At 67.2% G+C, this 26,439-nt stretch carries 29 protein-coding genes and 1 riboswitch; of the genes, 14 read left to right on the top strand and 15 right to left on the bottom strand.

Features of this window, described 5'->3' with window-relative positions:
* Positions 1 to 46 precede the first annotated feature (46 nt).
* From ACI2KI_RS11065 to ACI2KI_RS11055, 3 genes are read left to right on the top strand one after another with little or no spacing between them, the layout of a single operon-like run.
* A complete protein-coding gene (locus tag ACI2KI_RS11065; protein WP_292085654.1) occupies positions 47 to 460 on the top strand; it encodes a MarR family winged helix-turn-helix transcriptional regulator in 414 nt (137 codons plus the stop codon).
* The gene (locus ACI2KI_RS11060; RefSeq protein ID WP_404620035.1) at positions 453 to 1,688 is read left to right on the top strand and encodes an MFS transporter; all 1,236 of its coding nucleotides are present in this window, start codon (positions 453 to 455) and stop codon (positions 1,686 to 1,688) included. Before ACI2KI_RS11065 ends, ACI2KI_RS11060 begins: the two co-directional genes overlap by 8 nt.
* Positions 1,685 to 1,813 carry a hypothetical protein gene (locus ACI2KI_RS11055; RefSeq protein WP_404620033.1) on the top strand — a complete coding sequence of 43 codons (129 nt, stop codon included), beginning with the start codon at positions 1,685 to 1,687 and terminating at the stop codon, positions 1,811 to 1,813. The genes ACI2KI_RS11060 and ACI2KI_RS11055 overlap by 4 nt, the downstream gene beginning before the upstream one ends.
* Positions 1,814 to 1,841: 28 nt before the next feature.
* On the opposite strand, the gene ACI2KI_RS11050 is transcribed toward ACI2KI_RS11055, so the two are convergent.
* Together ACI2KI_RS11050 and ACI2KI_RS11045 are read right to left on the bottom strand one after the other, a co-directional pair.
* Positions 1,842 to 2,546: an MgtC/SapB family protein gene (locus tag ACI2KI_RS11050; protein ID WP_292085649.1), complete on the bottom strand. Its 705-nt coding sequence runs from the start codon at positions 2,544 to 2,546 to the stop codon at positions 1,842 to 1,844.
* Positions 2,547 to 2,608: 62 nt separating this feature from the next.
* Positions 2,609 to 3,307, bottom strand: a complete 699-nt coding sequence (locus ACI2KI_RS11045; RefSeq protein ID WP_312066128.1) for an MgtC/SapB family protein — start codon at positions 3,305 to 3,307, stop codon at positions 2,609 to 2,611.
* 126 nt (positions 3,308 to 3,433) lie between these two features.
* On the opposite strand from ACI2KI_RS11045, the gene ACI2KI_RS11040 reads away from it, so the two are divergent.
* Positions 3,434 to 4,096 (top strand): hypothetical protein, encoded by a 663-nt coding sequence (locus ACI2KI_RS11040; RefSeq protein ID WP_404620031.1) that lies wholly within the window; start codon positions 3,434 to 3,436, stop codon positions 4,094 to 4,096.
* A gap of 19 nt (positions 4,097 to 4,115) precedes the next feature.
* Here the strand turns inward: ACI2KI_RS11040 and ACI2KI_RS11035 are convergent, their stop codons facing one another.
* Positions 4,116 to 4,889 (bottom strand): YebC/PmpR family DNA-binding transcriptional regulator, encoded by a 774-nt coding sequence (locus ACI2KI_RS11035; protein ID WP_292085645.1) that lies wholly within the window; start codon positions 4,887 to 4,889, stop codon positions 4,116 to 4,118.
* Between the two features lie 122 nt (positions 4,890 to 5,011).
* Here ACI2KI_RS11035 and ACI2KI_RS11030 point away from each other — a divergent pair, with 122 nt between their 5' ends.
* Positions 5,012 to 5,221: a hypothetical protein gene (locus tag ACI2KI_RS11030; RefSeq protein ID WP_207825389.1), complete on the top strand. Its 210-nt coding sequence runs from the start codon at positions 5,012 to 5,014 to the stop codon at positions 5,219 to 5,221.
* 171 nt (positions 5,222 to 5,392) lie between these two features.
* Here ACI2KI_RS11030 and ACI2KI_RS11025 read toward each other — a convergent pair whose 3' ends face one another.
* From ACI2KI_RS11025 to ACI2KI_RS11010, 4 genes are all read right to left on the bottom strand, one after another.
* Positions 5,393 to 6,238 (bottom strand): ribokinase, encoded by an 846-nt coding sequence (locus ACI2KI_RS11025; protein WP_404620029.1) that lies wholly within the window; start codon positions 6,236 to 6,238, stop codon positions 5,393 to 5,395.
* Positions 6,235 to 7,170, bottom strand: a complete 936-nt coding sequence (locus ACI2KI_RS11020) for a nucleoside hydrolase (RefSeq protein WP_404620027.1) — start codon at positions 7,168 to 7,170, stop codon at positions 6,235 to 6,237. Before ACI2KI_RS11020 ends, ACI2KI_RS11025 begins: the two co-directional genes overlap by 4 nt.
* Positions 7,171 to 7,254: 84 nt before the next feature.
* A complete protein-coding gene (locus tag ACI2KI_RS11015) occupies positions 7,255 to 7,914 on the bottom strand; it encodes an aspartate/glutamate racemase family protein (RefSeq protein ID WP_404620025.1) in 660 nt (219 codons plus the stop codon).
* A gap of 237 nt (positions 7,915 to 8,151) precedes the next feature.
* The gene (locus tag ACI2KI_RS11010) at positions 8,152 to 8,604 is read right to left on the bottom strand and encodes a GNAT family N-acetyltransferase (RefSeq protein WP_404620023.1); all 453 of its coding nucleotides are present in this window, start codon (positions 8,602 to 8,604) and stop codon (positions 8,152 to 8,154) included.
* A gap of 56 nt (positions 8,605 to 8,660) precedes the next feature.
* Positions 8,661 to 8,770: riboswitch (TPP riboswitch) on the top strand.
* Positions 8,771 to 8,833: 63 nt separating this feature from the next.
* Between ACI2KI_RS11010 and thiC the strand changes: the two genes are divergently transcribed.
* On the top strand, positions 8,834 to 10,753 hold the full coding sequence (gene thiC / locus ACI2KI_RS11005; RefSeq protein WP_404620021.1) for a phosphomethylpyrimidine synthase ThiC: 1,920 nt from the start codon (positions 8,834 to 8,836) through the stop codon (positions 10,751 to 10,753).
* A 91-nt stretch (positions 10,754 to 10,844) separates the two neighbouring features.
* On the opposite strand, the gene ACI2KI_RS11000 is transcribed toward thiC, so the two are convergent.
* Positions 10,845 to 12,734 (bottom strand): hypothetical protein, encoded by a 1,890-nt coding sequence (locus tag ACI2KI_RS11000; RefSeq protein ID WP_404620019.1) that lies wholly within the window; start codon positions 12,732 to 12,734, stop codon positions 10,845 to 10,847.
* Between the two features lie 191 nt (positions 12,735 to 12,925).
* Between ACI2KI_RS11000 and ACI2KI_RS10995 the strand changes: the two genes are divergently transcribed.
* Positions 12,926 to 13,846 carry a hypothetical protein gene (locus ACI2KI_RS10995; RefSeq protein ID WP_404620017.1) on the top strand — a complete coding sequence of 307 codons (921 nt, stop codon included), beginning with the start codon at positions 12,926 to 12,928 and terminating at the stop codon, positions 13,844 to 13,846.
* A gap of 22 nt (positions 13,847 to 13,868) precedes the next feature.
* On the opposite strand, the gene ACI2KI_RS10990 is transcribed toward ACI2KI_RS10995, so the two are convergent.
* Both ACI2KI_RS10990 and ACI2KI_RS10985 read right to left on the bottom strand, forming a co-directional pair.
* A complete protein-coding gene (locus tag ACI2KI_RS10990) occupies positions 13,869 to 14,543 on the bottom strand; it encodes a DsbA family oxidoreductase (protein WP_404620015.1) in 675 nt (224 codons plus the stop codon).
* Positions 14,544 to 14,606: 63 nt separating this feature from the next.
* Positions 14,607 to 14,882 carry a hypothetical protein gene (locus tag ACI2KI_RS10985; RefSeq protein ID WP_404620013.1) on the bottom strand — a complete coding sequence of 92 codons (276 nt, stop codon included), beginning with the start codon at positions 14,880 to 14,882 and terminating at the stop codon, positions 14,607 to 14,609.
* Positions 14,883 to 15,002: 120 nt separating this feature from the next.
* Here ACI2KI_RS10985 and ACI2KI_RS10980 point away from each other — a divergent pair, with 120 nt between their 5' ends.
* From ACI2KI_RS10980 to ACI2KI_RS10965, 4 genes are all read left to right on the top strand, one after another.
* On the top strand, positions 15,003 to 15,758 hold the full coding sequence (locus ACI2KI_RS10980) for a ribonuclease (protein ID WP_404620011.1): 756 nt from the start codon (positions 15,003 to 15,005) through the stop codon (positions 15,756 to 15,758).
* A gap of 58 nt (positions 15,759 to 15,816) precedes the next feature.
* Positions 15,817 to 16,194: a hypothetical protein gene (locus tag ACI2KI_RS10975; protein ID WP_292085624.1), complete on the top strand. Its 378-nt coding sequence runs from the start codon at positions 15,817 to 15,819 to the stop codon at positions 16,192 to 16,194.
* A 27-nt stretch (positions 16,195 to 16,221) separates the two neighbouring features.
* Complete coding sequence (locus ACI2KI_RS10970; protein ID WP_404620009.1) at positions 16,222 to 16,995, top strand: hypothetical protein; 774 nt, start codon at positions 16,222 to 16,224, stop codon at positions 16,993 to 16,995.
* Between the two features lie 180 nt (positions 16,996 to 17,175).
* Positions 17,176 to 17,337, top strand: coding sequence for a hypothetical protein (locus ACI2KI_RS10965; RefSeq protein WP_404620007.1), 162 nt, complete (start codon positions 17,176 to 17,178; stop codon positions 17,335 to 17,337).
* Here ACI2KI_RS10965 and ACI2KI_RS10960 read toward each other — a convergent pair.
* The 4 genes from ACI2KI_RS10960 to ACI2KI_RS10945 form a co-directional block, all read right to left on the bottom strand.
* Complete coding sequence (locus ACI2KI_RS10960) at positions 17,334 to 18,680, bottom strand: diguanylate cyclase (RefSeq protein ID WP_404620005.1); 1,347 nt, start codon at positions 18,678 to 18,680, stop codon at positions 17,334 to 17,336. The two genes, ACI2KI_RS10965 and ACI2KI_RS10960, sit on opposite strands and share 4 nt — an antisense overlap.
* Positions 18,681 to 18,802: 122 nt before the next feature.
* Positions 18,803 to 19,822 carry a hypothetical protein gene (locus ACI2KI_RS10955; protein WP_404620003.1) on the bottom strand — a complete coding sequence of 340 codons (1,020 nt, stop codon included), beginning with the start codon at positions 19,820 to 19,822 and terminating at the stop codon, positions 18,803 to 18,805.
* 97 nt (positions 19,823 to 19,919) lie between these two features.
* Positions 19,920 to 20,687: an ABC transporter permease gene (locus ACI2KI_RS10950; protein WP_404620001.1), complete on the bottom strand. Its 768-nt coding sequence runs from the start codon at positions 20,685 to 20,687 to the stop codon at positions 19,920 to 19,922.
* Positions 20,687 to 21,622 carry an ABC transporter ATP-binding protein gene (locus tag ACI2KI_RS10945; RefSeq protein WP_404619999.1) on the bottom strand — a complete coding sequence of 312 codons (936 nt, stop codon included), beginning with the start codon at positions 21,620 to 21,622 and terminating at the stop codon, positions 20,687 to 20,689. The genes ACI2KI_RS10950 and ACI2KI_RS10945 overlap by 1 nt, the downstream gene beginning before the upstream one ends.
* Positions 21,623 to 21,758: 136 nt before the next feature.
* Between ACI2KI_RS10945 and ACI2KI_RS10940 the strand changes: the two genes are divergently transcribed.
* Entirely contained in the window at positions 21,759 to 22,343 is a 585-nt protein-coding gene (locus ACI2KI_RS10940) for a lipocalin family protein (RefSeq protein WP_404619997.1), read from the top strand.
* Between the two features lie 12 nt (positions 22,344 to 22,355).
* Positions 22,356 to 23,669 (top strand): PQQ-dependent sugar dehydrogenase, encoded by a 1,314-nt coding sequence (locus ACI2KI_RS10935; RefSeq protein WP_404619995.1) that lies wholly within the window; start codon positions 22,356 to 22,358, stop codon positions 23,667 to 23,669.
* Positions 23,670 to 23,720: 51 nt separating this feature from the next.
* Here the strand turns inward: ACI2KI_RS10935 and ACI2KI_RS10930 are convergent, their stop codons facing one another.
* Positions 23,721 to 24,269: a hypothetical protein gene (locus tag ACI2KI_RS10930; RefSeq protein WP_404619993.1), complete on the bottom strand. Its 549-nt coding sequence runs from the start codon at positions 24,267 to 24,269 to the stop codon at positions 23,721 to 23,723.
* Between the two features lie 337 nt (positions 24,270 to 24,606).
* Here ACI2KI_RS10930 and ACI2KI_RS10925 point away from each other — a divergent pair, with 337 nt between their 5' ends.
* On the top strand, positions 24,607 to 26,406 hold the full coding sequence (locus tag ACI2KI_RS10925) for a long-chain-acyl-CoA synthetase (protein ID WP_404619991.1): 1,800 nt from the start codon (positions 24,607 to 24,609) through the stop codon (positions 26,404 to 26,406).
* Positions 26,407 to 26,439: the final 33 nt, after the last annotated feature.

Genomic DNA, 26,439 nt, shown 5'->3' with positions numbered 1-26,439 from the left:
GGCCTTTCGCATTGCATATGCAACGACGCTGTGCTTTGCATATGCAATGATCGACGCCAGCCCCTGCATCTGCGGCCGTCTGCGCCGCGCCTCGCGCACCCTCTCCCGCGTCTATGACGAGGCCCTGGCCCCGGTCGGTCTGACCGTCACCCAGTTCTCGGTCATGCGCACCCTGTCGCGGCTGGACCGTCCCGGCCTGCTCGAACTGGCCGAGACCACCGCCCACGAGAAGAGCGCCCTGTGGCGCACCCTGCAGCCCTTGGAGCGCAAGGGGTGGGTCGCCGCCGAGACCGAGCCGGGCGCGCGCGGCCAGAAGCTGTCCGTCACCCCGGCCGGGCTGGAGAAGCTGGCCGACGCCCTGCCCCTGTGGCGCACCGCCCAGAACCGCGTCTCCGACATCCTCGGCCCCCGCGAGGCCGCCCTGATCGCCCTGCTGACCGAGCTTGAAACCGATGTCTGACGCCGCCTCCCCGGCCCCCTCTTCCGGCCTGTCGCGCCGCGCCTGGATCATGATCCTGACCGGCGCCGTCATCGTCACCCTGTCCATGGGCGTGCGTCAGTCCTTCGGCCTCTTCCTGCGCCCGGTGGGTCTGGACCTGGAGATCGACCGTCAGACCTTCGGCCTGATCATCGCCGCCCAGAACCTGCTGTTCGGCCTCATCCAGCCCTTCGTCGGGGCCTGGGCCGACAAGCACGGCGCGGGCAAGGTCGCGGTCGGCGGCGCCCTGGTCTATCTGGCCGGTCTGGCCGTGGCGGCCACCGCCGCCAATGCGCTCGGCCTCATGCTCGGCTTCGGCGTCATGGTCGGCCTGTCGATGGCGGGCGTGACCTTCGTGGTGGTTCTGGGCGCCGTCGGCCGCGCCGTCCCGCCCGAGAAACGCACCCTGGCCTTCGGCATCGTCACCGCCGGCGGCTCCTTCGGCCAGTTCCTCGTGGTCCCGGCGGCGCAGGGCTTGCTCGATGCGCTCGACTGGCGCCTCACCCTGTTCGTGATGGGGGGTCTGGTCGCCCTGATCATTCCCCTGGCGCTCGGCCTGGCGGGCAAGCCCCCGGCCCCGACCGCCCGCGACGGCCTGCCGCTGAAGGCCGCGCTGAAGGAGGCCCTGACCAATCCCAGCTTCGCCCTGCTGAACCTCGGCTTCTTCGTCTGCGGCTTTCACGTCGCCTTCGTCGGCACCCACCTGCCCGCCTACCTGCGCGACATGGGCCTGTCGGGCGGGGTCGGCGCGGCCTCCCTGGCCCTGATCGGCCTGTTCAACATCGCCGGTTCATGGCTCTGGGGCGCCTGGGGCTCCAAGGGGTCGAAGAAGGGCCTGCTGACCCTGCTCTACGCCATGCGCGCGGTCGCCATCGCCGTCTTCCTGCTGGTCCCCTTGTCACCGGCCAGCGCCCTGGTCTTCGCCGCGACCTTCGGCTTCCTGTGGCTGGGCACCGTGCCCCTGACCAATGGTCTGGTGGCCCAGATCTTCGGCGTGCGCCACCTGTCGGCGCTCGCCGGCATCGTCTTCCTCAGCCATCAGGTCGGGGCGTTTCTGGGCGCCTGGCTGGCGGGCGTGGCCTTCGACCTGACCGGCTCCTACGGCGCGATCTGGATCATCTCCATCATCCTGGCCGTCATGGCGGCCCTGGCCAATGTCCCGGTGCGCGAGGCCCCGGTCGTGCGCCCTGAAACGGTCCCGGCCGAATGAGCCGCCGCCTCGCCATCGGCTGCGGCGCCATGGGCCTCGTGACGCTCGCGGCGCTCGGCGGCTGGTTGTGGAGCCGTCACGGCCTCGCCGTCTGGCTCGACGCCGCCATCGCCTTCTGCATGTAGTGCGTCAGCCGGCGCCCTCGTCGTCCTATTAGTCGTCTCTGGGCATGACCGAGAACCCCGCCAGCCCGCCCTGCTGGGCCAGCCGCGCCGACAGGTCGTCGACCCGCAGGGGCATGGGCCCGCGCGCCTTGATGTGGTGTTCGTGAATCTGGCCGTCGTGGCTGACCACATGGCCGACCCGCACCGGCTTCAGCCCGCTGTCGGCCAGCAGGCCGCGCAGGGTCGCCTCGCCCGGCGCCGACCCGCGCGCCCAGCGCAGGGTCACGTCCACCACGCCCACGTGCGGCAGGCGGGCGTCGAGGAACCTCAGGATAGCCAGCACCAGCAGGGTCGCGCCCCCGGCGATCAGACCCAGGTCCCACATGCCGATGCCGAACATGACCCCGACCGCCGAGGTGGTCCACAGCGAGGCCGCCGTGGTCAGGCCGTGCACCGAAAAGCCCTCGCGGAAGATGACCCCCGCGCACAGGAAGCCGATCCCCGTCAGGATGCCGTGCGACATCCGGGTCGGGTCGATCACCAGCCTCTGGTCCGGGAGGGCGACAAAGGCCCAGGTCGCCTGATGCATGGCCGCCAGCATCAGGACGCAGGAGGTCATGCAGACCAGGATATGGGTGCGGAACCCGGCTGGATGTCCATGATAGGTCCGCTCGATCCCGATCAGGCCGCCCGCGACCATGGCCGCCGCCACCGGCCCGATCAGGCCCCAGTCCAATACTCCGGCCACCGTCATGTCCGCCCCTAAAGCTGCGCAGGACCGCTCACCGTGGACCGCGCCGCGTTCTGCCGCAAGGGTCAGTCGTCGCGGGGATCCAGCACGTATTCCGTCACGCCCGGCAGGGCGCACAGCCGGGTCGCCAGCGCTTTCAGCTCGACCTCGCTCCCCGCCTTGATCCGCCAGCTGCGGCGCACGACCTCGCCCCGCTCGATCAGTTCAAACCGGTCATGATGCGGCGTGGGATCAATGGCCTTCAGCGCGGCCTCGACCTCGCGCTCGGGTGAAGGCCCGTCGCGGCGCCAGCGCACCTCCACGTCCGTCAGCACCCGCGCCGGCAGCCGCACGCTGACCAGCCGCAGCCCCACCAGGATCAGCCCCGTCGTCACCGTCCCGACCACGCCCAGGGTGAACAGCCCCGCCCCGAACAGCAGGCCGATGGCCGAGGTGATCCACAGGCTCGCCGCCGTGGTCAGCCCATGGATCGAGAAGCCGGTGCGGAAGATCACGCCCGCGCACAGGAAACCGATCCCGGTCAGCACCCCGTGCGCCATCCGCGTGGGGTCGGTGACGATGTTCTCGTCCGGCAGGGCGCGAAACGCCCAGTCCGCCTGCCCCATGGCCGCCAGCATCAACAGGGCCGAGGCCAGACTGACCAGGATATGGGTGCGAAACCCCGCCGCTCGACCGCGCCATTCGCGCTCGAACCCGATGATCCCGCCCGCCACGACGGCGCCCAGGATGGGCAGGGCGAAACTCTCGATCTCGGACAGGTTCATCCCACGGCAACGGTCGGCCGCGTCGCCTGTTCCTCCGGGCGGTCAGCCGCTGGCCCGGCTCCGCTTGCCCCGCTCCGTCATCGAGCGCATTCTTCCCCGATCAGCGATCGCCGAAAGGAAGCCGCCATGCGCGCCGCCCTGTTCGTAGCCTCTCTCGCCGGCCTGCCCTGCCTCATGACGACGCCCGCCGCCGCGCAGGAGACGCAGGATCAGTTCATGGCCCGCTGCACCCAGGTTCTGGCGGAAACCGCCAACATGGCCAGCTACGCCGAGGGCGCCTGCGCCGAGCAATGGCCCAAGGTCACCCGCGCCAATCAGATGGTGGACGCCGTCCTGTCGGTCTTCGTCGCCGGCACGCCCTCGGCGCTCGACCCCGCCGACGTGCAGCGCCGCGCCTCCATGGTCCGCTGGACCTCGCCGTCGCAGGGCCGGCTGGCGGACCTGAACGTCGAGACCACGCGCACGCCGACGACGCGGATCATCTTCAAATGGTCAGCGACGGGCGAACCCGTGCCCTTCGATCCGGTCGAGGCCCTGCGGGTGCGCGGGGCCAGCGTCGATCCGATCGGCTGCTACGCCTTCGGCGCGGGCGAAAGCAACAGCGTCTGGCGCGTCGCGGCGCCGGGCCACGCGCCCTTCGCCCTGACGGTCTATAATCGCGAGGCGCCCACGGCCTCGGCCATGTCCCACATCACCGTCAGCGCCGACGCCGAGCGCAACATCCCGACGCTCGACGACCTCAGGGCCGCCGAGCCGGATCCGGACTGGATGCAGACCTGCCCCCGCTAGGAGGCAGAATCAGGAGCGATCAGCCCGCGTACTTGGCCGCGTCTTCGTCCGAGATGTCTTCGTTGGAATAGACCGACGACACGTCGTCCTCGGCGTCCAGGGCGTCCAGCAGCTTGAACAGGGTGCCGACAGCCTCGCCGGTCACCGGCACTTCCGACTGCGGCTTCCAGACGATGGCGGTCGACTTGGGGTCGCCCAGGACCTTGGACATGGCCTCGGCCACCTCGTTCAGGTCCTCATAGGCGGTCCAGATGACGTGGCCCGGCGCGTCCTCATAGATGTCCGGCTTGACCAGGTCGCTCTCGACGTCCGAAGCGCCGGCCTCGATGGCGGCCTCCATCACGGCGTCCTCGGTGCCGGCCTCGGCGGGATAGGTGATCTTGCCCACCTTGTCCCACATGAAGGCGACCGAGTTCATCTCGCCCAGGGCGCCGCCGTTCTTCTTGAAGGCCGTGCCGATGTTCGAGGCCGCGCGGTTGCGATTGTCGGTCAGGGCCTCGACGATGATGCCGACGCCGCCGGGGCCCCGGCCCTCGTAGCGGACCTCTTCCATCGTGTCGGCGTCGCCGCCGGCGGCCTTGTTGATGGCGCGCTGGATGACGTCCTTGGGCAGGCTTTCGGCCTTGGCGTTGTTGACCGCCAGACGCAGGCGCGGGTTCAGGGCCGGATCGGGCATGCCCGACTTGGCGGCCACGGTGATGTCGCGCGACAGTTTGGAGAACAGCTTGGAGCGCTGCGCATCGGCGCGCCCCTTGCGGTGCATGATGTTCTTGAATTTCGAGTGGCCGGCCATGAATCTCGCTGCCAGATTTCTGAAACGTGAGGCGCGCCCTTTACTGGATGTGCGATCCTCTGTCACGACTGGGAACCGCCCGACCGCGCCGGGGATTTAGCGCAGGCAATAAGGAGACGCCTATGGCCGCCGCCGACGAAACCTATCTGGACGACGCCTATGACGAGGGCCTCGACCACGCCCACGCGGGCGAGATCGTCGAATGGTACGCCAAGCGCCCGGTCACCGTCTCCACCGCCGCCGCCACCGGCTCCCTGGTCGCCGCCTTCGCCCTGGGCGCCCTGACCGCCGTCGGAACCCTCTTCCTGCTGCGCCAGTACGACGAGCGGTAGGGGCGCCAGCGCCAACGTCTCTCCCTCCCCGTTCGGGGAGGGTGGTCGCGCAGCGACCGGGTGGGGAGGGCATGGCGATACGGCACGCGGTGCTTGAGTTGCCTCGTCGCCCCCACCCGACTTCGCCTTACGGCTCAGCCACCCTCCCCATGAAGGGGAGGGAGAAATCCACTACCTCGCCAGCAACCCCTCGACCTCTTCGCGCGTGCCCAGCGACGACTGCGCCCCCGGTCGCGTAGCCGCCAGCGCCCCCGCCGCGCAGGCGAAGTGCAGGGCCGCGTCCTCCGTCATCCCGTCCAGCAGGGCCACGGTGATGGCGCCGACGAAGGCGTCGCCCGCCCCGGTCGCGTCCAGCGCTTCGACACGCGGCGGCGTGGCCCAGGCCATCTCGACGCCGCGCCGGTACATGACCGCCCCGCGTGCGCCCTTGGTCACCGCCACCAGCCCCCCGCCGACGTGCAGGGCCTCGCCATAAAAGGCCGCCTCCGTCTCGTTGACCACGATCAGATCGGCCCGCCGCAGCAGGGCCTCCGACACCGGGGCGGCGGGCGCCAGGTTGACGCAGACAAAGTCCGTGGCCCGGCCCACCGCCGCCTCGACCGTCTCGATCGGCAGCTCCAGCTGGACGATCAGCGGCGTCTCGATCCGCGACGGCAGTTGTTCGGGCGTGACGAAGTGGTTGGCCCCGGCGGCGACCACGATCTGGTTCTCGCCCGTCGGATCGACCGCGATCAGGGCCACCCCCGTCGGCGCCGCGATGTCCGTCTCGACCCCAGACAGATCAACCCCGTGCGCCAGCATCAGGGCCACGGCCGCGCCGGACATCTCATCCTCGCCGACCCGCCCGATCAGGCTGACCTCGGCACCCAGCCGCCTTGCCGCCAGAGCCTGATTGGCGCCCTTGCCGCCCGCATGGCGCGCCAACGTCGCGCCCGTCACCGTCTCGCCCGGCGCGGGCAGACTGGGCGCGGACGCCACCATGTCCAGATTGATCGACCCGACGACGGTGATCCTCATTGCCCTGCTCCCAGTCTCTCCGCGATCAGGGCGAAGACCCCGTCCGCATCCGCCCTTGTCGCCCAGAAATGCCTGGCCGTCGCGGCCTCGACGCGAAACTCCACCGCCGTATGGCCGCGCGTCAGATCGCTCTCAGTCTCCACCTCGATCCGGCACGGCGCCAGCTCGAACAGCTGCGGCTTCAACAGCCACGCCACGGTGCAGGGGTCGTGCAGCGGCCCGGCGTCCCAGCCGACGATCTCGCGCTCGGTCCGCTGCGAGAAGCGCAGCATCCCCGCCGCCGTCCGCCCCGAGGCCGTGTCCACCGCCTCGATCGTGCTGATGCGCGCCTCGGTCGAGCGCACCTGATGGGTGGCGTCCAGCCCCAGAACGATCATCCGGCAACCGGACGCAAAGACCTCGGCCGCCGCGTCCGGGTCGGCCCAGATGTTGAACTCGGCGCTGGCGGTGATGTTGCCGCCCTCCGACCTCGCCCCGCCCATCACGACCACCGGCCCCAGATGCTCCGCCAGCCTGGGCTCCGCCCGCATGGCCAGGGCCAGGTTGGTCATCGGCCCCATGACGATCAGGGCCACGCTGTCCGCAGGCCGCTCCATCACCAGCCTTGCGATGGCCTCCGCCGCCGTCCCCTCGGCCGTCGGCGCGACGGGCTCGAACGGCTCCAGATCGCCCAGCCCCTCTGCCCCGTGGAACTCGCCCGCTCCGGCGGGTTCGCGCTTCAGGGGCCGCTCGGCCCCGGCGAAGACGGGCACGTCTTCACGCCCGGCGATCTGGCGCAGGATCCGCGCGTTGCGCGCCGTCTTTTCGGCGCTGACGTTGCCCCCGACCGTGGTCACGGCCAGCAGGTCGAGGTCATGGGAGGCGAAGGCGGTCAGCAACCCCGTGGCGTCGTCGACGCCGGGATCGCAATCAATGATGAGAGACTGTTTCACCGGATCGGTGTGCCGCGTGACGGCGCGCGAGGCAACCGCATCAACCTCGATCCTCCCCCGTTCCAAGGGGGAGGATTCCCGAAACTACAGACACGCCGCCACGCACGCCTGCGCCAACACCTCCGCCGAATCCGTCAGCGGAACCGCCACGTCGCCCGCGTCCAGCAACAACGGCACCTCGGTGCAGCCGCCGATGATCCCTTGCGCCCCCGCTGCGACCAGAGCCGCCGCCAGGCCCCGCATGGCCGCTCTCTGCTGCGGCCCCGTGTCGCCCGCCTTGACCCCGAAGACCGAGGCCATGAAACGCGCCCGGTCGGCCTCGGACAGCCGCACCATCGCCACGCCCTCGGCCGCCAGAGCCTCGGCATAGAGGGCCTCGCCGCCCGGCGTCGCCAGCACCCCGATCCGCGCCGCGCCCCCTGCCGCCGCCGCCTTGGCCGTCTCGGCCACCATGTCGATGAAGGGAACACCCGCCGACCGGATCGCCCCGGCATGGGCGTGGGCGGTGTTGCACGGCATGGCCAGAACCTCGGCTCCGGCATCGCGCAGCCGCGCCGCCATCTCTCCCAGGGTCCGCCCCGCCGCCTCGGGCTGGGTGTGGCGGTTGGGCACCTGCGGGTTCATGTCCATGACCACCCGCACGTGGTCCTCGTCCCCCTTGGCCGGGGTCAGGGCCTGCACCCGCGCCAGAAAGGCTGTCGTCGCCGCCGGCCCCATGCCGCCCAGAACGCCCAAAGTCTTCATCCCGCGCGCCTCTGTCTTGTTCGAAAACACATCTTTCAACCGTTCTCTGACGAAGAAAACCGCCCCCTCGCCGACCTGCGTTCAACAATCATGGTGAACGCGCGAATTCTTGCGGAACCAAGTTTCAGGTCCGTTGTTATTGCATCGGACACATCGGACGCCCCCCAACCCCGATGTCGTCTGTGGCGGTCCGGCCTTAACGCCCCCCCGACTGAGAAGCCGGACCGCCCCCCTCCCTCAATCCAGCCTCAGCACCATGTCCCAGCGGTCGATGCCGGGCGCGAAGCCGTCGGGCGTGACCTTTTCCGCCTCGAAACCGAACCGCGCATAGAAGCCCTGGGTATGCTGGCTGGTGTTCAGGATGACGCGGCGGATCCCCGGCGTGGCCCGCGCCGCCGCGATCCGCGCCTCGGTCAGCACCCGCCCCAGCCCTTGGCCGTGCAGGCTGTTATCCACCATGCCCCAGCACAGGGCGACGCTGACCCCGTCCGCCTCGACCGCATGGCCGCCGCAGCCGACGATCCGCCCGTCCAGCTCGATCACCTGATAGGGCCAGCGCAGGGCCTGATCCCCTAGAAACCCGACAAAGCTCTCCCGCTCGCTCGCGTCAAAGAAGCGCGGCGTATTGCTGTCGAACAGGGCCAGGCATCCGGCCATGTCCTCGGGGCGATAGGGGCGGGAAAGGATCATTCCCCTTACTGCCACGCCCGCCTCGCTTGACCTACCCCCGAAACGGGCTAGGGTCGCGCCGTTCTCCGGGGGGTCGCAATCGAGCGGCTGAGATAGAGGTTTCTCCTCTGACCCGTCGAACCTGATCCGGGTCATGCCGGCGAAGGGATGAGTACGCTTCCGGCCCCGGCTTCACGCCACAGGACCGGCACGCCCGACGTCGGCGGACCTCAAACGTTTTGAGGCCGCCATGAACATCAACGTCACGCCGACGACCGAACAGCCGCACGAGCCGAACATCGAGCTCCCCCTCGCCGAGGCCCGCAAGGCCGTCGAGGCCGAGACCGGCCGCATCCCCACCGGCCCCCGCGCCGGCGGCGTCAAGGTCTATGTGGCGGGCGAGCTCTACCCGGACATCCGCGTCCCCTTCCGCGAGGTCGCCGTCCACCCCAGCGCCAACGAGCCGCCGGTGACGATGTACGACAGCTCCGGCCCCTACACCGACCCCGCCGTCACCATCGACATCAAGAAGGGCCTGCCCCGCGTGAAGTCGTCGTGGCAGTTGGACCGCGGCGACATCGCCCCCGTCCTGAACCCGCGCGAGGTCAAACCCGAGGACAACGGCCACGCCAGCGGCAAGCACCTCGCCCCCCGCTTCGACGTCTCCAACCATCAGGTCTTCAAGGGCGTCGAAGGCCGGCCCGTCACCCAGTACGAATACGCCCAGGCCGGCATCATCACGCCCGAGATGGAATACGTCGCCATCCGCGAGAACCTGCGCCGCGAGCAGAACGCCCCCTGCATCCGCGACGGCGAAGACTTCGGCGCCTCGATCCCCGACTTCGTCACGCCCGAGTTCGTGCGTCAGGAAATCGCGCGCGGCCGCGCCATCATCCCGCACAACATCAACCACCCCGAAGTCGAGCCGATGATCATCGGCCGCAACTTCCTGGTGAAGATCAACGCCAACATCGGCAACTCTGCCGTCCTCTCCAGCGTCGACGACGAGGTGGACAAGCTGGTCTGGGCCACCCGCTGGGGCGCCGACAACGTCATGGACCTGTCGACCGGCCGCAACATCCACAACATCCGCGACTGGATCATCCGCAACTCGTCGGTCCCCATCGGCACCGTCCCCATCTATCAGGCGCTGGAGAAGGTGAACGGCATCGCCGAGGACCTGACCTGGGAGGTGTTCCGCGACACCCTGATCGAACAGTCTGAACAGGGCGTGGACTACTTCACCATCCACGCGGGCGTGCGCCTGCCCTTCGTGCCGATGACGGCCAAGCGCGTGACGGGCATCGTCTCGCGCGGCGGCTCCATCATGGCCAAGTGGTGCCTGGCCCATCACAAGGAGAGCTTCCTCTACGAGCACTTCGAGGACATCTGCGACATCATGCGGGCCTACGACGTCTCGTTCAGCCTCGGCGACGGCCTGCGCCCCGGCTCCATCGCCGACGCCAACGATGAGGCCCAGTTCGCCGAGCTTCGCACCCTCGGCGAACTGACGAAAATCGCCTGGGCCAAGGGCTGCCAGGTCATGATCGAAGGCCCCGGCCACGTGCCGATGCACAAGATCAAGGCCAACATGGATGAGCAGCTCAAGCACTGCCACGAGGCGCCCTTCTATACCTTGGGCCCGCTGACCACCGACATCGCCCCCGGCTATGACCACATCACCAGCGCCATCGGCGCGGCCATGATCGGCTGGTTCGGCACGGCCATGCTCTGCTACGTCACGCCCAAGGAGCACCTGGGCCTGCCCGACCGTCAGGACGTCAAGGACGGCGTCATCACCTACAAGATCGCCGCCCACGCCGCCGACCTGGCCAAGGGCCACCCCGCCGCCCGCGTGCACGACGACGCCCTGTCGCGCGCCCGGTTCGAGTTCCGCTGGGAGGACCAGTTCAACCTCGGCCTCGATCCCGAAACCGCCCGCAAATACCACGACGCCACCCTGCCCAAGGAGGCGCACAAGACCGCCCACTTCTGCTCCATGTGCGGCCCCAAGTTCTGCAGCATGAAGATCAGCCAGGACATCCGCCGCGACGCCCTGGCCCAGAACGACGCGGGCGCCAGCCTCGCCGCCCAGGAAGCCGAAGCCGGCATGGCCGAAATGAGCGCCAAGTTCAGGGCGGGGGGCGGGATGGTGGAGGTGAAGGTCTAACCGACCCACCCACCCCGGCCCAGCCGGGATCAGGACTATGGACGCGAGGCGGCTTCGGTTAGCCTCGCGTCCGATCTCTCCAAAGATAGCGCTACGAACCAGACGCTCTTACGGACTCGATATCGGATCGGAAAGTCGTTCGCCATCGCTGGTTGTCCAAGTCATTTTCAGCGCCTGCGCTAAGCGACTCTTCGAGCTTGTCCGCAAGCTCCAACGCTAAAGGCAACTTACCTTGCCACTGAGACAAGACCATAAGCGTGTGTATTGAAGTGGCCGACGTCTGAGCCTTCTCCATTCGATCAACAATATATTTAACAGCATCGTCGATCACACTAGAAGTTAGCCCAATATCATCCAATCCATTTTGATCTCCGCCAAGTTGAAGATACCTTAATGCGTAGAATATCCAGTTATTCTTTGTTTTTATTTCCTCAAGCTCAGCGTCTTCCACATTACAAAACTCATCAGATATTGGGAAAAAATTATCAAGCTTGTAAGTTCCAGCTGCACATTCAAGAAGAATGTTTTTCACTTCCGTAGCCCGACCGGATGCTAAAAGATCCTCTTCATCACCATTGTCATTAATGGACCATTTTATAAAAAATCTAGCTCTAGGAATTACAAGCCTGTAAAGATTTTTATTTGGTAGAAAATATTCATCACTCTTAAAATCTACAGACAAATCTAGCGACTCAAGAGCAGAATAAGGATCGCCATTAAGCTCGTACTGAACATTAGCAATTCTATACCATAACAAAGAATCTTTTTTATGATTGTCCGACGAAGACAAGCCTTCATATATCTCTAGGCATTCGGACTTAGCCGCCGAAAGCGCAGTAGATGCAGAACCATAAAATCTTGGACTGCTATTACTTACGTCAGACAAACCTTCAGCAAGAAATTTTGCCTTCCAAAATAGAGCCAATGCATGCTCCATTTTTGTATAGTACTGAAGACGAGACTTAACAACATCTACGTCACTCTTACCTATTTCATTAAATTGTCCAAGCTCGTCACAAAGCCTATCTATATCTGATGACATTTGCGGCATGTATGAAAAATCAGCGCCTTTAATTGCCGCGTCGATTTTCACATAAATACTAGACACATCCGCTTGAGTTTTATCGAAAATTTGCTTTACTCGCTCAGAAGCGCCTGAAACACCGGCAAGCACCTCGTTCGTACGAATACTATAAGATTTTTCGTGTCTCTTAGAAGAGATGGTTCTTTTTCTTTGCTCTACAGACAACCTTATGTCCTCAGTAGAAACCGATATCGCATCGATATGCTGCTTTTGAGCTAACATTATCCTACGAGACAGCCTTATATCCGCTGGATAAGCTACGTTTTGCTCACCTTTATAAAATAACTTATGATCCATTTCCGCCCAAACGTCCTCAAGGGCGGTACGGATCTGAAACTCAACAGGAAACACTTTGTCCTGTGCTGCAGATTTTAAATTAGCAACAATATGAATTGATGAATAGTTTTTACTGTCATCAATATTTGCAATATTGATTTTGTATTCATCTAATTTGTCTCGAAAAGAAACATTCACGCGAGTATGACACTCTTCGTATATATACTTTGTTGGTGTAGAAGCCCTGTATATAATTATTTCCTTAATAGCTTCATTTATAGATGGGCCGGAAAATAGACTATCATGACCTGGCTCAGATTTATCTTCTATGAATCTAAGAAGCCACATGACAGCCCCAACGAGATCATTGGGCCACAAACACAAAATTCTCACGCCGATTAGATCGGTTGCGTCATAAACTGTGTAGTTATTTTTTCCACTGATGCGTTTTGCATCAACCTTCTCAACAAGGCTGGAAGCGTTCTTTACTCTTGCCTTGACCGCATATGCATATTTATTGATGTTATCTGAGCCAAAGCGCATCCTGCTCATGAGAGCATCAAGCGCAGATTGAGCATCAGCGAGAACCCGGTAGGCATCGCTCTCGATTGCTGTGGACATCTACTCCCCCCAAGAAGTGCTACACACGGTGATCGTCGAACGCGGTGCCGTTTGTCAAATTCGAGAGCGACTACACGCGCCCTCTTAAATAGGGTCAAAGAGCGCCTCCCGGATCGGACCTAGGCAATTCCCACGTCCGATCCTGACGCACCCGTCCTCCAACCTCCTTCCCGCAGGCAGGAGGAGGCGAGATGGACGACGCGCGGGAGGCATACTGGCACGAGGGCGAGCCCCGGATCGTCGCCTCGGGACGGTGGCAGCAGGATGAGTTCGGCGACACCACCTACATCCCCGACCATGTCCGGCCCTCGACAGCCGCCGGGGCGGACGGCCCGGCGGTCGGCGGCGACCTCATGGACGCCCCCGCAGGCGACCCCGCCAGCGACGGCTATCGCGTCCGCTCGGCGCGGACCTGGGCGGCGGCGCGGCGCGACTATCTGGCCGGGGACGCGGCCGAGGCCGTCTGCGCCCGCTATGACCTGAAGCTGGGAACCCTGCGCTCCCGCGCCGCGCGCGAGGGCTGGCGCCGCAGCGACATGGAAGACATCTGGCCCGATCCGCAGCACGAAGCCCCCGAAACCCCGCCCGACCTGACCCAGATGGCGGCCCAGGCCCTGATGCGCCTGAACCGCGCCCTGCAACGCGGCCGCGCCGCCGAGGCCGCCTCCTGGCTGCGCAACTGGCGCGCGCTTTCCAGCGTGAGTTTGGGCGACCCCGCCCTTCTGGCCGCCGCCACGCCCGACTCTGGGCCCAAGCCCGAACCCCACGCCACCCTGGAGCAAGACCTGCAAGAGGTCGCCGCCGTCGCCCGCGACGCCGCCGCCCTCTCGCCCGACGACCACGCCGGCCGCCGCGCCATCGAAGCCCGCCTGACCGCCCTCAAGGCCCGCCTCGATCCCGAGGGGGCGATTTCAGACAATTCAGACGAATTGGACTCTGTTTTTCACCTTCTCCCCTTGAGGGAGAAGGTGGCAGGCGAAAGCCTGACGGATGAGGGGTGCGCGGAAATTCGCACGCCGCCTCATGTCAAAACGCCCCGCCGACACCCCTCATCCGAGCGCCTCCGGCGCCCACCTTCTCCCACAAGGGGAGAAGGACTCTTTGTGCGCTAACGCCAGTCGGGCTGATTGAGCGCTAAACCTCCGCCGCGATCTTCCGCAGCGCCTCTTCAAACGCCGCCGCCGGCTGGCCCCCGCTGATCAGGTACTTGCTCTCGACCACCACGGCGGGGACCGAGGTGATGCCCCGCGCCCGCCACAGGTCCTCCGCCCCGCGCACCTCTTGCGCATAGCGGCCCGAGGCCAGGACCTCGCCCGCCTCGGCCCGGTCCAGCCCCGCCGCCTCGGCGGCCTCGGTCAGGACGCGAGCGTCGGTGATGTTGCGGTTGTCGGTGAAGTGGGCGGTGAACAGGGCGCGCTTCAGGGCCTCCTGCTTCTCCGGCGCCGTCTCATGCGCCCAGTGCAACAGGCGGTGGGCGTCGAAGGTGTTCCAGATGCGGCTTTCCGGCCCCATCTTCATGTCAAAGCCGACCTCGGCGGCGCGGGCGCGGATCATCTCGCGGTTCTGGGCCGACTGTTCGGGGGTGGAGCCGTATTTCTTGCCGATGTGCTCGACGATGTTCTCGCCCTCGGGCGCCATCTGCGGGTTCAGCTCGAACGGCTGGAAGGCGATGTCGGCGGCGATCCCCTCGCCCTTCAGCGTCTCCAGCGCCGTCGTCAGTCCGCCCAGCCCCACGGCGCACCAGGGACAGACCACGTCCGAGACGAAGTCGATCTTCAGGGTCTTCAGGGCGGGGGCGGCGTCGGTCATGGTGCGGTTCCTCGAGTTATCCGCACCATATGGTGTTGCTGATCGGGCGCGCCAGTGGCGGAGCTACCGTTTCCCCATCAAGGGGGTCAGCAGGGTGTTGACCTCGTCCATCTGGCCGTGGCCAAGGGCGGCGCGGCGCTCCAGTTCGTCGGCCCGGGCCTGCAGCTCGCGGGCGCGGGCGGCGCGCGGATCGCCTTCGGGCACGGCCTCCAGATCGGGGCGGCGGGCCTCCAGCTCGGCCAGCAGTTCGTCGAAACGGGCCTGGTTCATCGCCTCGCCCTGCTCGAACAGGGCGATCGCCTCTTCCAGGGCGGCTTCAAAGGCGGTTTGTTCAGGCATCACAGGGTCCCCTATGCTCACGCTTATCAATGGGCGAGACGGGCGCCGGGTTCCGTCTCGACCCCATGGCGTGAAGCGTCTAGTCGTCATTTTTTCCCGCCGACCCGACCGGAGCCCCTGATGCGGCCGACCCTGCTGATCTCGCCCGCCGTTCTGGGCGCCGCCCTGCTGCTGGCCGCCTGCGAGCCGCGCCTGTCGTCGCCGGTGATGAGCGCCGCCGAGGGCGCGACCTGCGCCGTTCCCGCCGACCTGACGCCCGCCCGCCCCTATACGCCGCCCGCCGACGAGGTCGCCGCCGACGTGCCGGTGGCCTTCAACATGCTGGCCGTCAGTTGGTCGCCCCAGGCCTGCCGCTCAGGCAAGGACTACCCGGACGAGCGTTACCAGTGCGCCCAGAACCAGTTCGGCCTGACCCTGCACGGCCTGTGGCCCAACGGGGCTGACAACCGGCACCCGCGCTACTGCGCCGCCCCCGGCCCGGCCATCCCGGTCGCCACCGTGCGCCAACACTTCTGCATGACCCCCTCGCCGTCGCTGCAACAGCATGAATGGGCCGCCCACGGCACCTGCGGCTGGGACAGCCCCGAGGCCTATTTCGAACAGGCCGCCCGCATGTGGAACGGCCTGAACAAGCCCGATCTGGAGGCCATTCCGGCCGAGCGCCTGACCGCCGGCGCCATCCGCGACGCCTTCGTCGCCGCCAACCCCGGCCTGCCCCGCAGCGGGGTCTTCATCGCCACCACCGACGGCTGGTTCCGCGAGGCGCGGCTCTGCTACTCGAAAACCTATCAGCCCATGGCCTGCCCGCGCGGCCTCGGCGCCCCCGATCGCGAGCGGCTGAAGCTGGCCCATACCGGCATGCAAACGACCCGTTAACCGAAGCGGCGCAGCCTCAGGCCGCAGTCCGCGTGGACCGCCCAGTGGAGCGCCGCCGATGTCGACCGTGCTGACCCAGAGCTATCGCCGCCAGCGCGACCATTTCGAGCCGCAGGACATGGATCCGCAGGAGCAGCGCCGCCTGCGCGGCCTGCTGGAGCAGATCGACTACGCCGCCTTCGTCTCGAACCGCGAGGTCATCAGCCAGACCCTGTCGCAGGTGAACACCGGGACCTTCCAGAAGCTGGCCGTCCTGACCGCCAGCGCCCGCGCCCGGTGGGCCGCCGAGGCCCTGCGCCTGTCCGAATCCGGCTCGGCCGTGACCCCCGACCAGACCGCCCGCCTGACCGCCGCCCGCACCGCCTATGAAGAACTGGCCGAAGCCTACGAGGCCCTGCGCCGCATGGTCGAGCGGGGCTATCTGACGTTGCGATAGGGCCGCCTCCATGCGCCTATCAGCGGCATGATCGCCGCAGCAACCCTTCTGTCCGCCCTGCTCGCCGCCACTCCGGCGGCCGCGCAGGACAAGGACGGCTGGACCCTGACGGAGGCCAGCGGCGCCCTGATCGCCAGCGCCAGCTATGAGAGCGGCCAGTCCTTTGTCGTCCGATGCCGCAATAGGCGCCTGGACGTCATGATGACCGGCGTACCGATCGAATCCGGCCCGCAAACCCGTCGGCTCGAATGGGCGGTGCAAGGCGAGGAGCATCAGAGACAGACCTGGCTCAACCTTGCCGATCAGCCCATGATCTTCGCCAGCCGCCCCGTCCATGTCGCCCGCATCTTGAGAAAGGGCGGTACGGCGTCGGTTCGATTGCCAGCCAGCAGCGAGACCGCCCAGGCCCGTCGATACGACCTGCCTCTCCCATCTGACGCTGACGGCCTCGATCAGGTCCTCGCCGCCTGCGAGGCCCGGCTGGACGATCCGCGTGACGATCTGATCGAGATCGATCCGCCCTACGAACGTCTCGGCGTCTTTCCCGACATCTGGCAGAGGCTTGCGACGCCGCAGTATCCCAACAGCGCCATATCGGCCGGTGCTGGAGAGGTCTTGTTCAGTTGCATCGTGGCCGAGAGCGGCCGACTGCGCGATTGCCGCATCGAGATGGAGAACCCTCCGCGCGTCGGCTTCGGGCAAGCCACACTGGACGCCCTGCCTTCCTCGCGCCTGCGCCTCGGACCGGGTGTGGAGCCGGGTCGTCTCGTCATCAGCCGCCTGCTCTACCGCCTGGAGTAGAAGGGCCTGTCCATCCGGACGACCGGCCCTCGCCCGAGATCACAGAACAAAGATATCCAGACTTGCGCCAAGCGTTGCCGTTCCCCTTATCCAGGGGCATGAAACCTCTGGCTCTCCTCCTCGCAGCCCGGCGAACCGGACGGCGACTGGCTGGCCGCCGCCAGTCTGGATCGCTACCTGGTGGCGACGGGCCGCCCCCAGATCTACGGCACCCAGTTCATCGCGATTCCGGACCAGCCGACGCGCCAGAGCGCCCTCGACCGCAACCTGCTCACCGACGCCATTCGCAAGGCGACCCGCGTGCCGGTCCTGGCCGAGCAGACGCCGCCGCCCGGACACTAACCTCGTTCGACGCGGTTCCGGCCCGTGTTCTTGGCGCGATACAGGGCCTCGTCTGCGGCCTTGATGAGGTAGTTCTCGTCGGGGTGGCCGCCGTGTTCGGCGACGCCGATCGAGGCGGTAACGCTGAAGGGCTCCAGCCCGCCGGCCTTGATGGCGCGTCCCTGGAGGGCGGCGCGGACGCGCTCGGCGATGGTCATGGCCTGATCCAGCCGGGTCTCGACCAGCACCACCAGGAACTCCTCGCCGCCGTAGCGGAAGACGAAGTCGCTGGGCCGGACGTTCTCGGTGATGGCCTCCGCGACCTGACGCAGCACCTCGTCGCCGGCCTGGTGGCCGCGCGTGTCGTTGACATTCTTGAAGTGATCCACGTCGATCAGCATCACCGACAGGGCGCTCTTGTTGGCGTTGGCGAAGCCGATCTCGCGGCTCAGGATCGAGGGCAGGAAGCGCCGGTTCAGCGCCCGCGTCAGGGGATCGCGCCCGTTCTCCATGTCGCCTAGGACCTGGAACATCTCGTTCAGCAGATAGGCGACCTCCTCGACCGCCGTCTGCAGGGCCTTCAGGGCCTCGGCGCGGTCGCCGCCGCTGTCGGGCTCCAGCCGGGGCAACAGAACCCCGTCGATCCGCGCCATGGCCTGGTTCAGCGCCGCCAGATGCGGAGAGGTCTCGAACAGGAAGCCCGCGCGGTGGCGGATCCACAGGCCGAAGGGCGAGTTGGCCATGGCTTCGCGGCCGTCGCCGGCGCCGTTGCCGAGGATGCGGAACAGGGTCTTCTGGCCCCATTCCATCAGGCTGGCGCGCTGGCTCTCGCGCTCCAGATTGACGTCCTGATCCAGGGAGAACAGGCGATAGGCCTCGTCGAGACGGGCCCGGTTCATGGTGCCCTTCACATAGGACTGGCTCATCAGGCGGATCGCCGCGTCGATGCGCTCGTCGATCAGACGGAACTGGCGGAAGCCGTCGGCCTCGTTCTCCAGCAGGTCGGCGAGACGGGCCTTCAGGACCGAGGCCCCGGCCATGACCAGGTGGACAGGAATCTTGATGCGAGCGTGGACCTCGCCGATCTTGATCTGGCGGGCGATGAAGGCCGCGTCATTGGCGTCGCCGGTCGTGTCCAGCAGGTCCAGCAGCCAGTCGTGCAGCGACCGGCTCAGCCGCTCCTGAACGATGGAATGATGCAGGAAGGCCTTGGCCTCCGGGTCGTCCAGCAGGGTGTCGTAGAAGGCCTGAACCAGGCCCTCGGCGTGCGCATTCAGCAGAGCCCGGACCGAGGCCGCCGTCTCGCCCCTGTGCCCCTCGCCGCCGAGACGCACGGCGAAGGCTGCTGGGTTGGAGGTAGGCATAGGCTGGACTCACGCGACATTTACTGGGGGACGGCAGAGCGCCCCGACCAGCGCGCCCTCTCAGACCCCGGCCATAGCCAAGCCGGACAGGCCGGACAAGCGTCTCCCGCCCCTTTGGCGCCCTAGTCCAGCGGCTGGGGCTTGGTGACCACCGGGGCGTCCGGGTCGCTCTGGGCCGGGCGCGCGGCGGTGGGCGGGGGACCGGCGGGCGGGGCCGGCTCCGGCGCGGGCGCGACCACCACGACCGCCGGCGGGGCGACCGGCGCGGACGCGACAGACGTCGCGGCCTGGGGCGTCGCGGCCTGGGGCGTCGCGGCCTGGGGCATCGTGGCAGGTGGCGGCGTGGCGGGGGGCGAGGCCCTGTTCGCCGCCAGGGTTTCCGGCGAGGCCGATTGAGCCCGGCGGGGGGCGGACGAACGGGCGGCGGCTGGCGCCGGGGCGGGCGTCAGCGGCGCCGCGTCGGGCGCAACGGCCTCGGTCGCCGGGGCGGCCGCCGTCTCAAGCACGGACGTCGCCGGCGCCGACGGCGCGACCGGTTCGCTGTTCGAGCGCGTGATCAGCCAGGTGGCCAGGGGCGCCCCGATCACCACCAGGACGGCGGCGGCGACGTAGAGCGGCGTGCGGCTGCGCGCCGGGGCCTTCGCGGCCGTCACCGCACGAGGCGCCGCGATCTCAGGCGCGACAACGGGGCGAGGCGCGGGCGCGGGCTCTGGAGTAGGCGTCGGCTTAGCCGCGATTGTCGGCTTCGGGGCCGGCTGCGGGTCGCGGGCCACAAGCGGGGCCGCCGGCAGGGGCCTGGGCGTGGCGTCGACGGGCGCCGACGGGGCGACAGGGCGCGGCGGCGTCGGCGCGGTCGGCATCGGCGCCGTGAGCAGGGTCGGTCCGACGGCGGGTTGCGGCGCGCGGCGCTGCGGCACCAGGGAGCCGCCGAAGACCCCGCTCGAACCTTGCGACGGAGACGGTCGCGGCGAGGTCGCCGCCGGAGCCGCCGGACGGGGCGCAGGCTTCGGCGCTTGCGGCGCCGGTGGGATCAGACCCGTGCCGCGCGGCAGAGGCCCGGCCATGAAGGTCGTCTGTGGCGGGCGTCCCCACTGCACCTGACGGCGGGCGAAGGGAACGGGCTTGTCGTCGGCGTCGGACATTCGGGCTCCGGCGCCGGGCGGCGCGCATCACTAAAAGGTCGGAAGACCATCAAACTGCTGAGCGAGTTCGGCGGTTTCGTGACGCGTTGAACCGTCCTCAATTCTTCAGACGATAGCCCGTCTTGAAGATCCAGCCGACCACCGCCAGGCAGGCGAAGAAGAAGCCCAGCGTGGCCGTCAGGCTCAGCCCCACGCTGACGTCGCCGATGCCGTAGAAGGCCCAGCGGAAGCCCGAGATCAGATAGACCACCGGGTTGAACAGGGTCACCGTGCGCCAGCCGTCCGGCAGCATGTCGATCGAATAGAAGGCCCCGCCCAGGAAGGTCAGGGGCGTGACGATCAGCATGGGGATCATCTGCAGCTGCTCGAAATTCTGCGCCCAGACGCCGATGATGAAGCCGAACAGGCTGAAGGTCGTCGAGATCAGGATCAGGAAGGCCAGCATCCAGAAGGGGTGCAGGATCTGCAACGGCACGAACAGGGCCGCCGTGGCCAGGATGATCAGCCCCAGCACCGCCGACTTGGTCGCCGCCGCTCCGACATAGGCGATGACGATCTCCAGCGGGCTGACGGGCGCCGACAGGATTTCATAGATGGTGCCGGTGAACTTGGGGAAGTAGATGCCGAAGCTGGCGTTGAAGATCGACTGGGTGAACAGGCTCAGCATGATCAGACCCGGCACGATGAAGGCGCCGTAGGGCACGCCCCCGGCCTCTTCCATCCGGCTGCCGATGGCCCCGCCGAAGACGACGAAGTAGAGCGCCGTAGTAATCACCGGCGTGACGATCGACTGCCACAGGGTGCGCAGGGCCCGCGCCATCTCGAAGCGATAGATGGCCCAGACGCCATGTCCGTTGAACGTCATCACGCGCTCTCCCCGTCGCGGTGGACCAGGCTGACGAAGATGTCTTCCAGCGAGCTCTGGCGGGTGTTCAGGTCCTTGAAGGCGATGCCCAGATCAGACAGGCGGCGCAGCAGCGACGGCACCCCGGTCTTCTCGGCGTGGGCGTCGAAGGCGTACTCCAGCTCCCCGCCCTCGTTCTGCAGGCTCAGGTCCCATTCGGCCAGTTCCGGCGGGATGACCGTCATCGGCTCCTGCAGGTTCAGGGTCAGGGTCTTCTTGCCCAGCTTGCGCATCAGGGTCGCGGTCTTTTCGACCAGGATCAGCTCGCCCTTGAGGATGACCCCCACCCGGTCGGCCATCTCCTCGGCCTCCTCGATATAGTGGGTGGTCAGGATGATGGTGACGCCCTGGTCGCGCAGCTGGCGCACCAGGCCCCACATGTCGCGGCGCAGCTCCACGTCCACGCCCGCCGTCGGCTCGTCCAGGAACAGGATGTCGGGTTCGTGGCTCAGGGCCTTGGCGATCATGACGCGGCGCTTCATCCCGCCGGACAGGGTCATGATCTTGGCGTCCTTCTTGTCCCACAGGCTGAGGTCGCGAAGGATGCGCTCGATCAGGGCCGGGTTCGGGGCCTTGCCGAACAGGCCCCGGCTGAAGGTGACGGTGGCCCAGACGGTCTCGAAGGCGTCGGTCGTCAGCTCCTGCGGCACCAGGCCGATCTTGGTGCGGGCGGCGCGATAGTCCTTCTGGATGTCATGACCATCAGCGATCACCGTCCCCGTCGAGGGCATGACGATGCCGCAGATGATGGAGATCATCGTCGTCTTGCCCGCGCCGTTCGGCCCCAGCAGGGCGAAGATCTCGCCCTTTTCGATCTCCAGATCGATGGGCTTCAGCGCCTGATGGCCGGACTTGTAGGTCTTGGTCAGACCCTGAATGGTGATGACTGACGGCATGGCCCCTCCCGGCGAGGCTTGGCAGATAGGAAGGCGTGGCGGCGCGCTCAAGGCCCGCCGCCGACCGGTTTTCCAACCGAAGTCATCCGACAGGGGACGGCGGACGTAAACCTGTGTTCGTCACACGGAGGCTCCCATGCCCGTCGCCGCCCCGCCCCTGCGTCGCCTCGCCCTTGCGGCGCCGGCCGCCGCCCTGGTTCTGATGCTGGTCCTGACCCTGGGCGCCTGCGCCACGGCGCCGTCCATGAGCGAAACCCGCGCGCCCCAGCCGCTGAAGCCCGTCGACGCCCAGCGCCTGTGGTCGGGCCGCTGGCACGAGGTGGCGCGCCTGCCCATGAAGATCACCGACGGCTGCGTGGCCGCGGCCAGCAACTACGACTTCAGCCCGCCGACCCGCGTCGCCGTGCGCGACACCTGCCAGGTCGGAACGCCCCAGGGCCGCGAGAAGGCCATCGAGGGTCGCGGCGAAATCCTCGACCCCGGCATGAACGCCAAGCTGCGGGTCAGATACCTGTGGGGCTTCGTCACCTGGGACTACTGGGTGCTGGACCGGGCCGAGGACTACAGCTGGTTCATCGCGTCGGACCCGACCTTCGACAAGCTGTTCATCTATACCCGCGAGGTCCCCACCCCCGACCAGCTGGCGCGGCTGACGCGACGGGCGGGCGAACTGGGGTATGATGTGAGCCGCCTGGAGTTCCCGGCCCTGCCCGAACGCTGAGGAGACAAGCCCATGAGCCGTCGCCGCCTCGCCGCCGCCCTGCCCCTGCTGACGGCGCTCGCCGCCTGCGGCACGGAAAGCGCGCTACCGGAAAGCGTCGGCTTCGGCGCCGACCCGCAACTGCCCGAGGCCCGGCCTCAACGCATCCCCACGGTCAAGATCGCCCCCGCCGTCGGCTGGCCCGCAGGCCGCACCCCGGTCGCGGCCCAGGGTCTGGCGGTCAACGCCTTCGCCACAGGCCTGGACCATCCGCGCTGGCTCTATGAACTGCCCAACGGCGACGTCCTGGTGGCCGAAAGCAACGCCCCGCCCAAGCCGGACGACAAGAAGGGCGGGCTGCGCGGCTGGGTTCAGGGCCTGGTCATGGGCAAGGCGGGCGCGGGCGTGCCCAGCGCGAACCGCATCAGCCTGCTGCGCGACGCCGACGGCGACGGCGTGGCGGAACTGAAGACCGTCTTCCTGTCCGGCCTGACCTCGCCCTTCGGCATGGCCCTGGTCGGCGAGCGCCTTTACATCGCCAACGCCGACTCCGTGGTCGCCGTGCCTTATCAGAATGGCCAGACCCAGATCACCGCGACGCCGGTCAAGGTCGCGGACCTGCCCGCCGGTCGCAACCACCACTGGACCAAGAGTCTGGTCGCCTCGGCCGACGGCTCGAAGCTCTACGTCGGTGTCGGCTCCAACTCCAACGTCGGCGAGAACGGCCTGGGCGAAGAGGCGGACCGCGCCGCCGTGCTGGAGATCGACCCGGCCACCGGCGCCCGCCGCGTCTTCGCCTCGGGCCTGAGGAACCCCGTCGGCATGGCCTGGAACCCCGAAGACGGGCGGCTGTGGGTGGCGGTCAACGAGCGCGACGAGATCGGCGACGATCTGGTCCCCGACTACATGACCTCGGTCACGCCGGGCGGCTTCTACGGCTGGCCGTGGAGCTACTACGGCCAGACCGTCGATGCGCGGGTCCAGCCGCCCCGCCCCGACATGGTGGCCCGGGCCATCAAGCCCGACTACGCCCTGGGCTCCCATACCGCCTCGCTCGGTCTGACCTTCTACACCGGCGCCCTGATGCCCCGGTGGCGCAACGGGGCCATCGTGGGCCAGCACGGCTCGTGGAACCGCAACCCGCCCGCCGGCTACAAGGTCATCTTCATCCCCTTCAGCGGAGGAAGGGCCGCAGGTCCGCCGCAGGACGTCCTGACCGGCTTCCGCAACGAAAAGGGCGAGGCCATGGGCCGCCCGGTCGGGGTGCTGGGCATTCGCTCGGGCGCGCTTCTGGTGGCCGACGACGTCGGCGACGTGGTCTGGCGCGTGACCCCGTCACAGCCCTGAGCGCGAAGGAAAAGGCCCGGCGCGAGCCGGGCCTTTCCTGACGGACGACGATCAGGTCGTCGGAACGATGATGACGGGCGCGGGCGGCGCGGCGGGCGTGACTGGCGCCGGCGGCGGGGTCACGACCGGAGCCTGGGGCGCGACCGACAGATAGGGCTGCGGTCCGGTCGACACGATCGGCGCCTCCGTCTCTTCCACGGGAGCGGCGCGCGGGGCCCTGGCCGGGGCGGTCGGCGCCGGGGGCGCGCGTCGCTCGACCGGGGCGGCGACCGACGGAGCCGCAGGCGTGGCCGTCGTCAACTCGGCCGGCGCGATCGGAGCCGGCGTCAGCGACGAAACCTCAGGCGAGACTTCCGGCGCGACCAACGGCGCAGGCGGCGCGGCCTCGATGGCCGCAGGCGTCGTCTCCTCACCGGGCTGCATCAGCATGGCCGCCGCCGCGCCCCCGATCACCAAGACCCCCAACGGGGCCAGAATCATCCACGTCTTCACGGGCTTCTTCGACATCCGGCCGCTGCGGCGGGCATAGACGGGCACATAGGCCTCGTTGTCCAGGCGGTCAGCGGCGGGGCGAATTTGATCAGTATAGGTCACGGACATGATGTCTTCTCCTTGATCCAGGGCCACTCAACCCGGTAAAAAGAGCGTGGTTCCGCGAATAACGTCATCGCCCCCAAGAAACACCACTGACGCCACAGTTCAGGCGAAAGCGTGATCAAGTCATCCAGCCGTCATTTCTTCGGCCATTCTCGCCGTTGATCGCCGCACAGGTTGACGTAACGTCGCGCATCAACCTTACCCAACGTCATCGAAAACGAGGCCCAAGCATCGCGCCGATGAAACATTGTGGCGATGTGCGCCTGCTACCTGTTGACCCGCCGTCGCCGCCCGTTCATCACCGTTGAAAGTCATAAACTCGGGAAGAGGCGGCGCAACCATGGGTCTGGCAGCGAACATCCGGCGCGATATGAGATTCGCGGGCGGGCTGTACCGCCTCCTGAAGCGCATCAAACCCATCACCCTCGACAGCGACGTCCTGGTCTGTGACGACATCGAGGAGGCCGTCGACAAGTTTCCCGACAATGTCGCGCTCGAGGATGAACACCGCCGCCTCACCTATCGCGAGCTGGACGCCCTGGCCAACCGCTACGCCCACTGGGCCAAGGCGCGGAACCTGAAGCGTTCGGACGTCATCGCCCTGGTCATGCACAACCGGGTCGAATACCTGGCCGCCTGGATCGGCTTCTCCAAGGTCGGCGTGGCCACGGCCCTGATCAACACCAATCTGACCGGTCAGGCCCTGGCTCACTGCCTGACCATCTCCAACGCCTTCAACGTCGTCACCGATCAGGAAAGCTGGCGCGCGGTCGAAGAGGCCCGCCCCTTCATCGACCGCAACCTGATGGTCTGGGTCCACGGCCTGGCCGACGAAGACGAGACCAACGAGCGCCGCGACATCGACAACGCCGTGCGCAGCGCCTCCTCGGTGCGCCCGGACAAGGGCCTGCGCAGCGGTCTGACCAACCGCGACACGGCCCTGTTCATCTTCACCTCGGGCACGACCGGCCTGCCCAAGGCGGCGCGCATCCCCCATTCGCGCGCCCGGACCTATATGCGCGCCTTCGCCGGGGCCACCGCCTCGACGTCCAGGGACGCCCTCTATAACTGCCTGCCGCTGTATCACTCGACCGGCGGCCTGGTGGGGGTCGGATCGATCCTGCTGAACGGCGGTCGGATGATCATTCGCCGCCGCTTCTCCGCGACCCACTTCTGGCCCGACGTGAAAACGTCCGGCGCCACCATGTTCGTCTATATCGGCGAGCTGTGCCGCTATCTGGTCAACTGCCCGCCCAACGAGGACGAGCGCGCCCACAAGCTGCGTCTGGCCTTCGGCAACGGCCTGCGCCCCGACGTCTGGACCGAGTTCCAGAAGCGGTTCGGCATCAAGAACATCATGGAGTTCTACGGCTCGACCGAGGGCAATGTCTCCCTGTTCAACTTCGACGGCAAGGCGGGCGCCATCGGCCGCGTGCCGGGCTTCCTGAAGTCGCAGCTGAACATCCGCCTGATCGCCCTGGACCCCGAGAGCGGCGAGCCGATCCGCGGCGCCGACGGCATGTGCCGCCTGGTGGCGACAGGCGAAACCGGCGAGGCCATCGGCCAGATCGCCTCGGACATCCGTCACGACTTCTCGGGCTACGCCGACAAGAAGGCCTCGGAGAAGAAGATCCTCACCGACGTCTTCAAGAAGGGCGATCGCTGGTTCCGCACCGGCGACCTGATGCGCCAGGACCGCGACGGCTACCTCTATTTCATGGACCGCCTGGGCGACACCTATCGCTGGAAGGGCGAGAACGTCTCGACCGCCGAGGTTGAACAGCGCCTGCACGACGCCCCCGGCGTTCAGGAAGTCATCGCCTACGGCGTCGTCGTCCCCGGTCAGGAAGGCAAGGCCGGGATGGCCGGCCTGGTGCTGGAGGGCAAGTTCGACCCTGCCGCCTTCGCCGCCTACGCCGATGAGCAGTTGCCGCCCTACGCCCGCCCCGTCTTCCTGCGGCTGATGAAGTCGGCCGAGACCACCGGCACCTTCAAGTACCGCAAGGTGGATCTGGTCGCCGACGGCTTCGATCTGGAGAAGGTCGAGGGTCCCGTCTATGTGCGCGGCGGCAAGGCCGGCTACCAGAAGCTGACCGCCAAGGCCTATGAGGCCATTCTGGACGGCACGACCCGGCTTTAGGCGCCCGACGCCTGCGACATCGCGCGCCCGGAT

The organism is Brevundimonas sp. NPDC046655 (genome assembly GCF_044901625.1).
Taxonomy (GTDB): domain Bacteria; phylum Pseudomonadota; class Alphaproteobacteria; order Caulobacterales; family Caulobacteraceae; genus Brevundimonas.
Note: the sequence above shows the minus strand (reverse complement) of the source record. Positions and strands in the feature narration are given on the sequence as shown.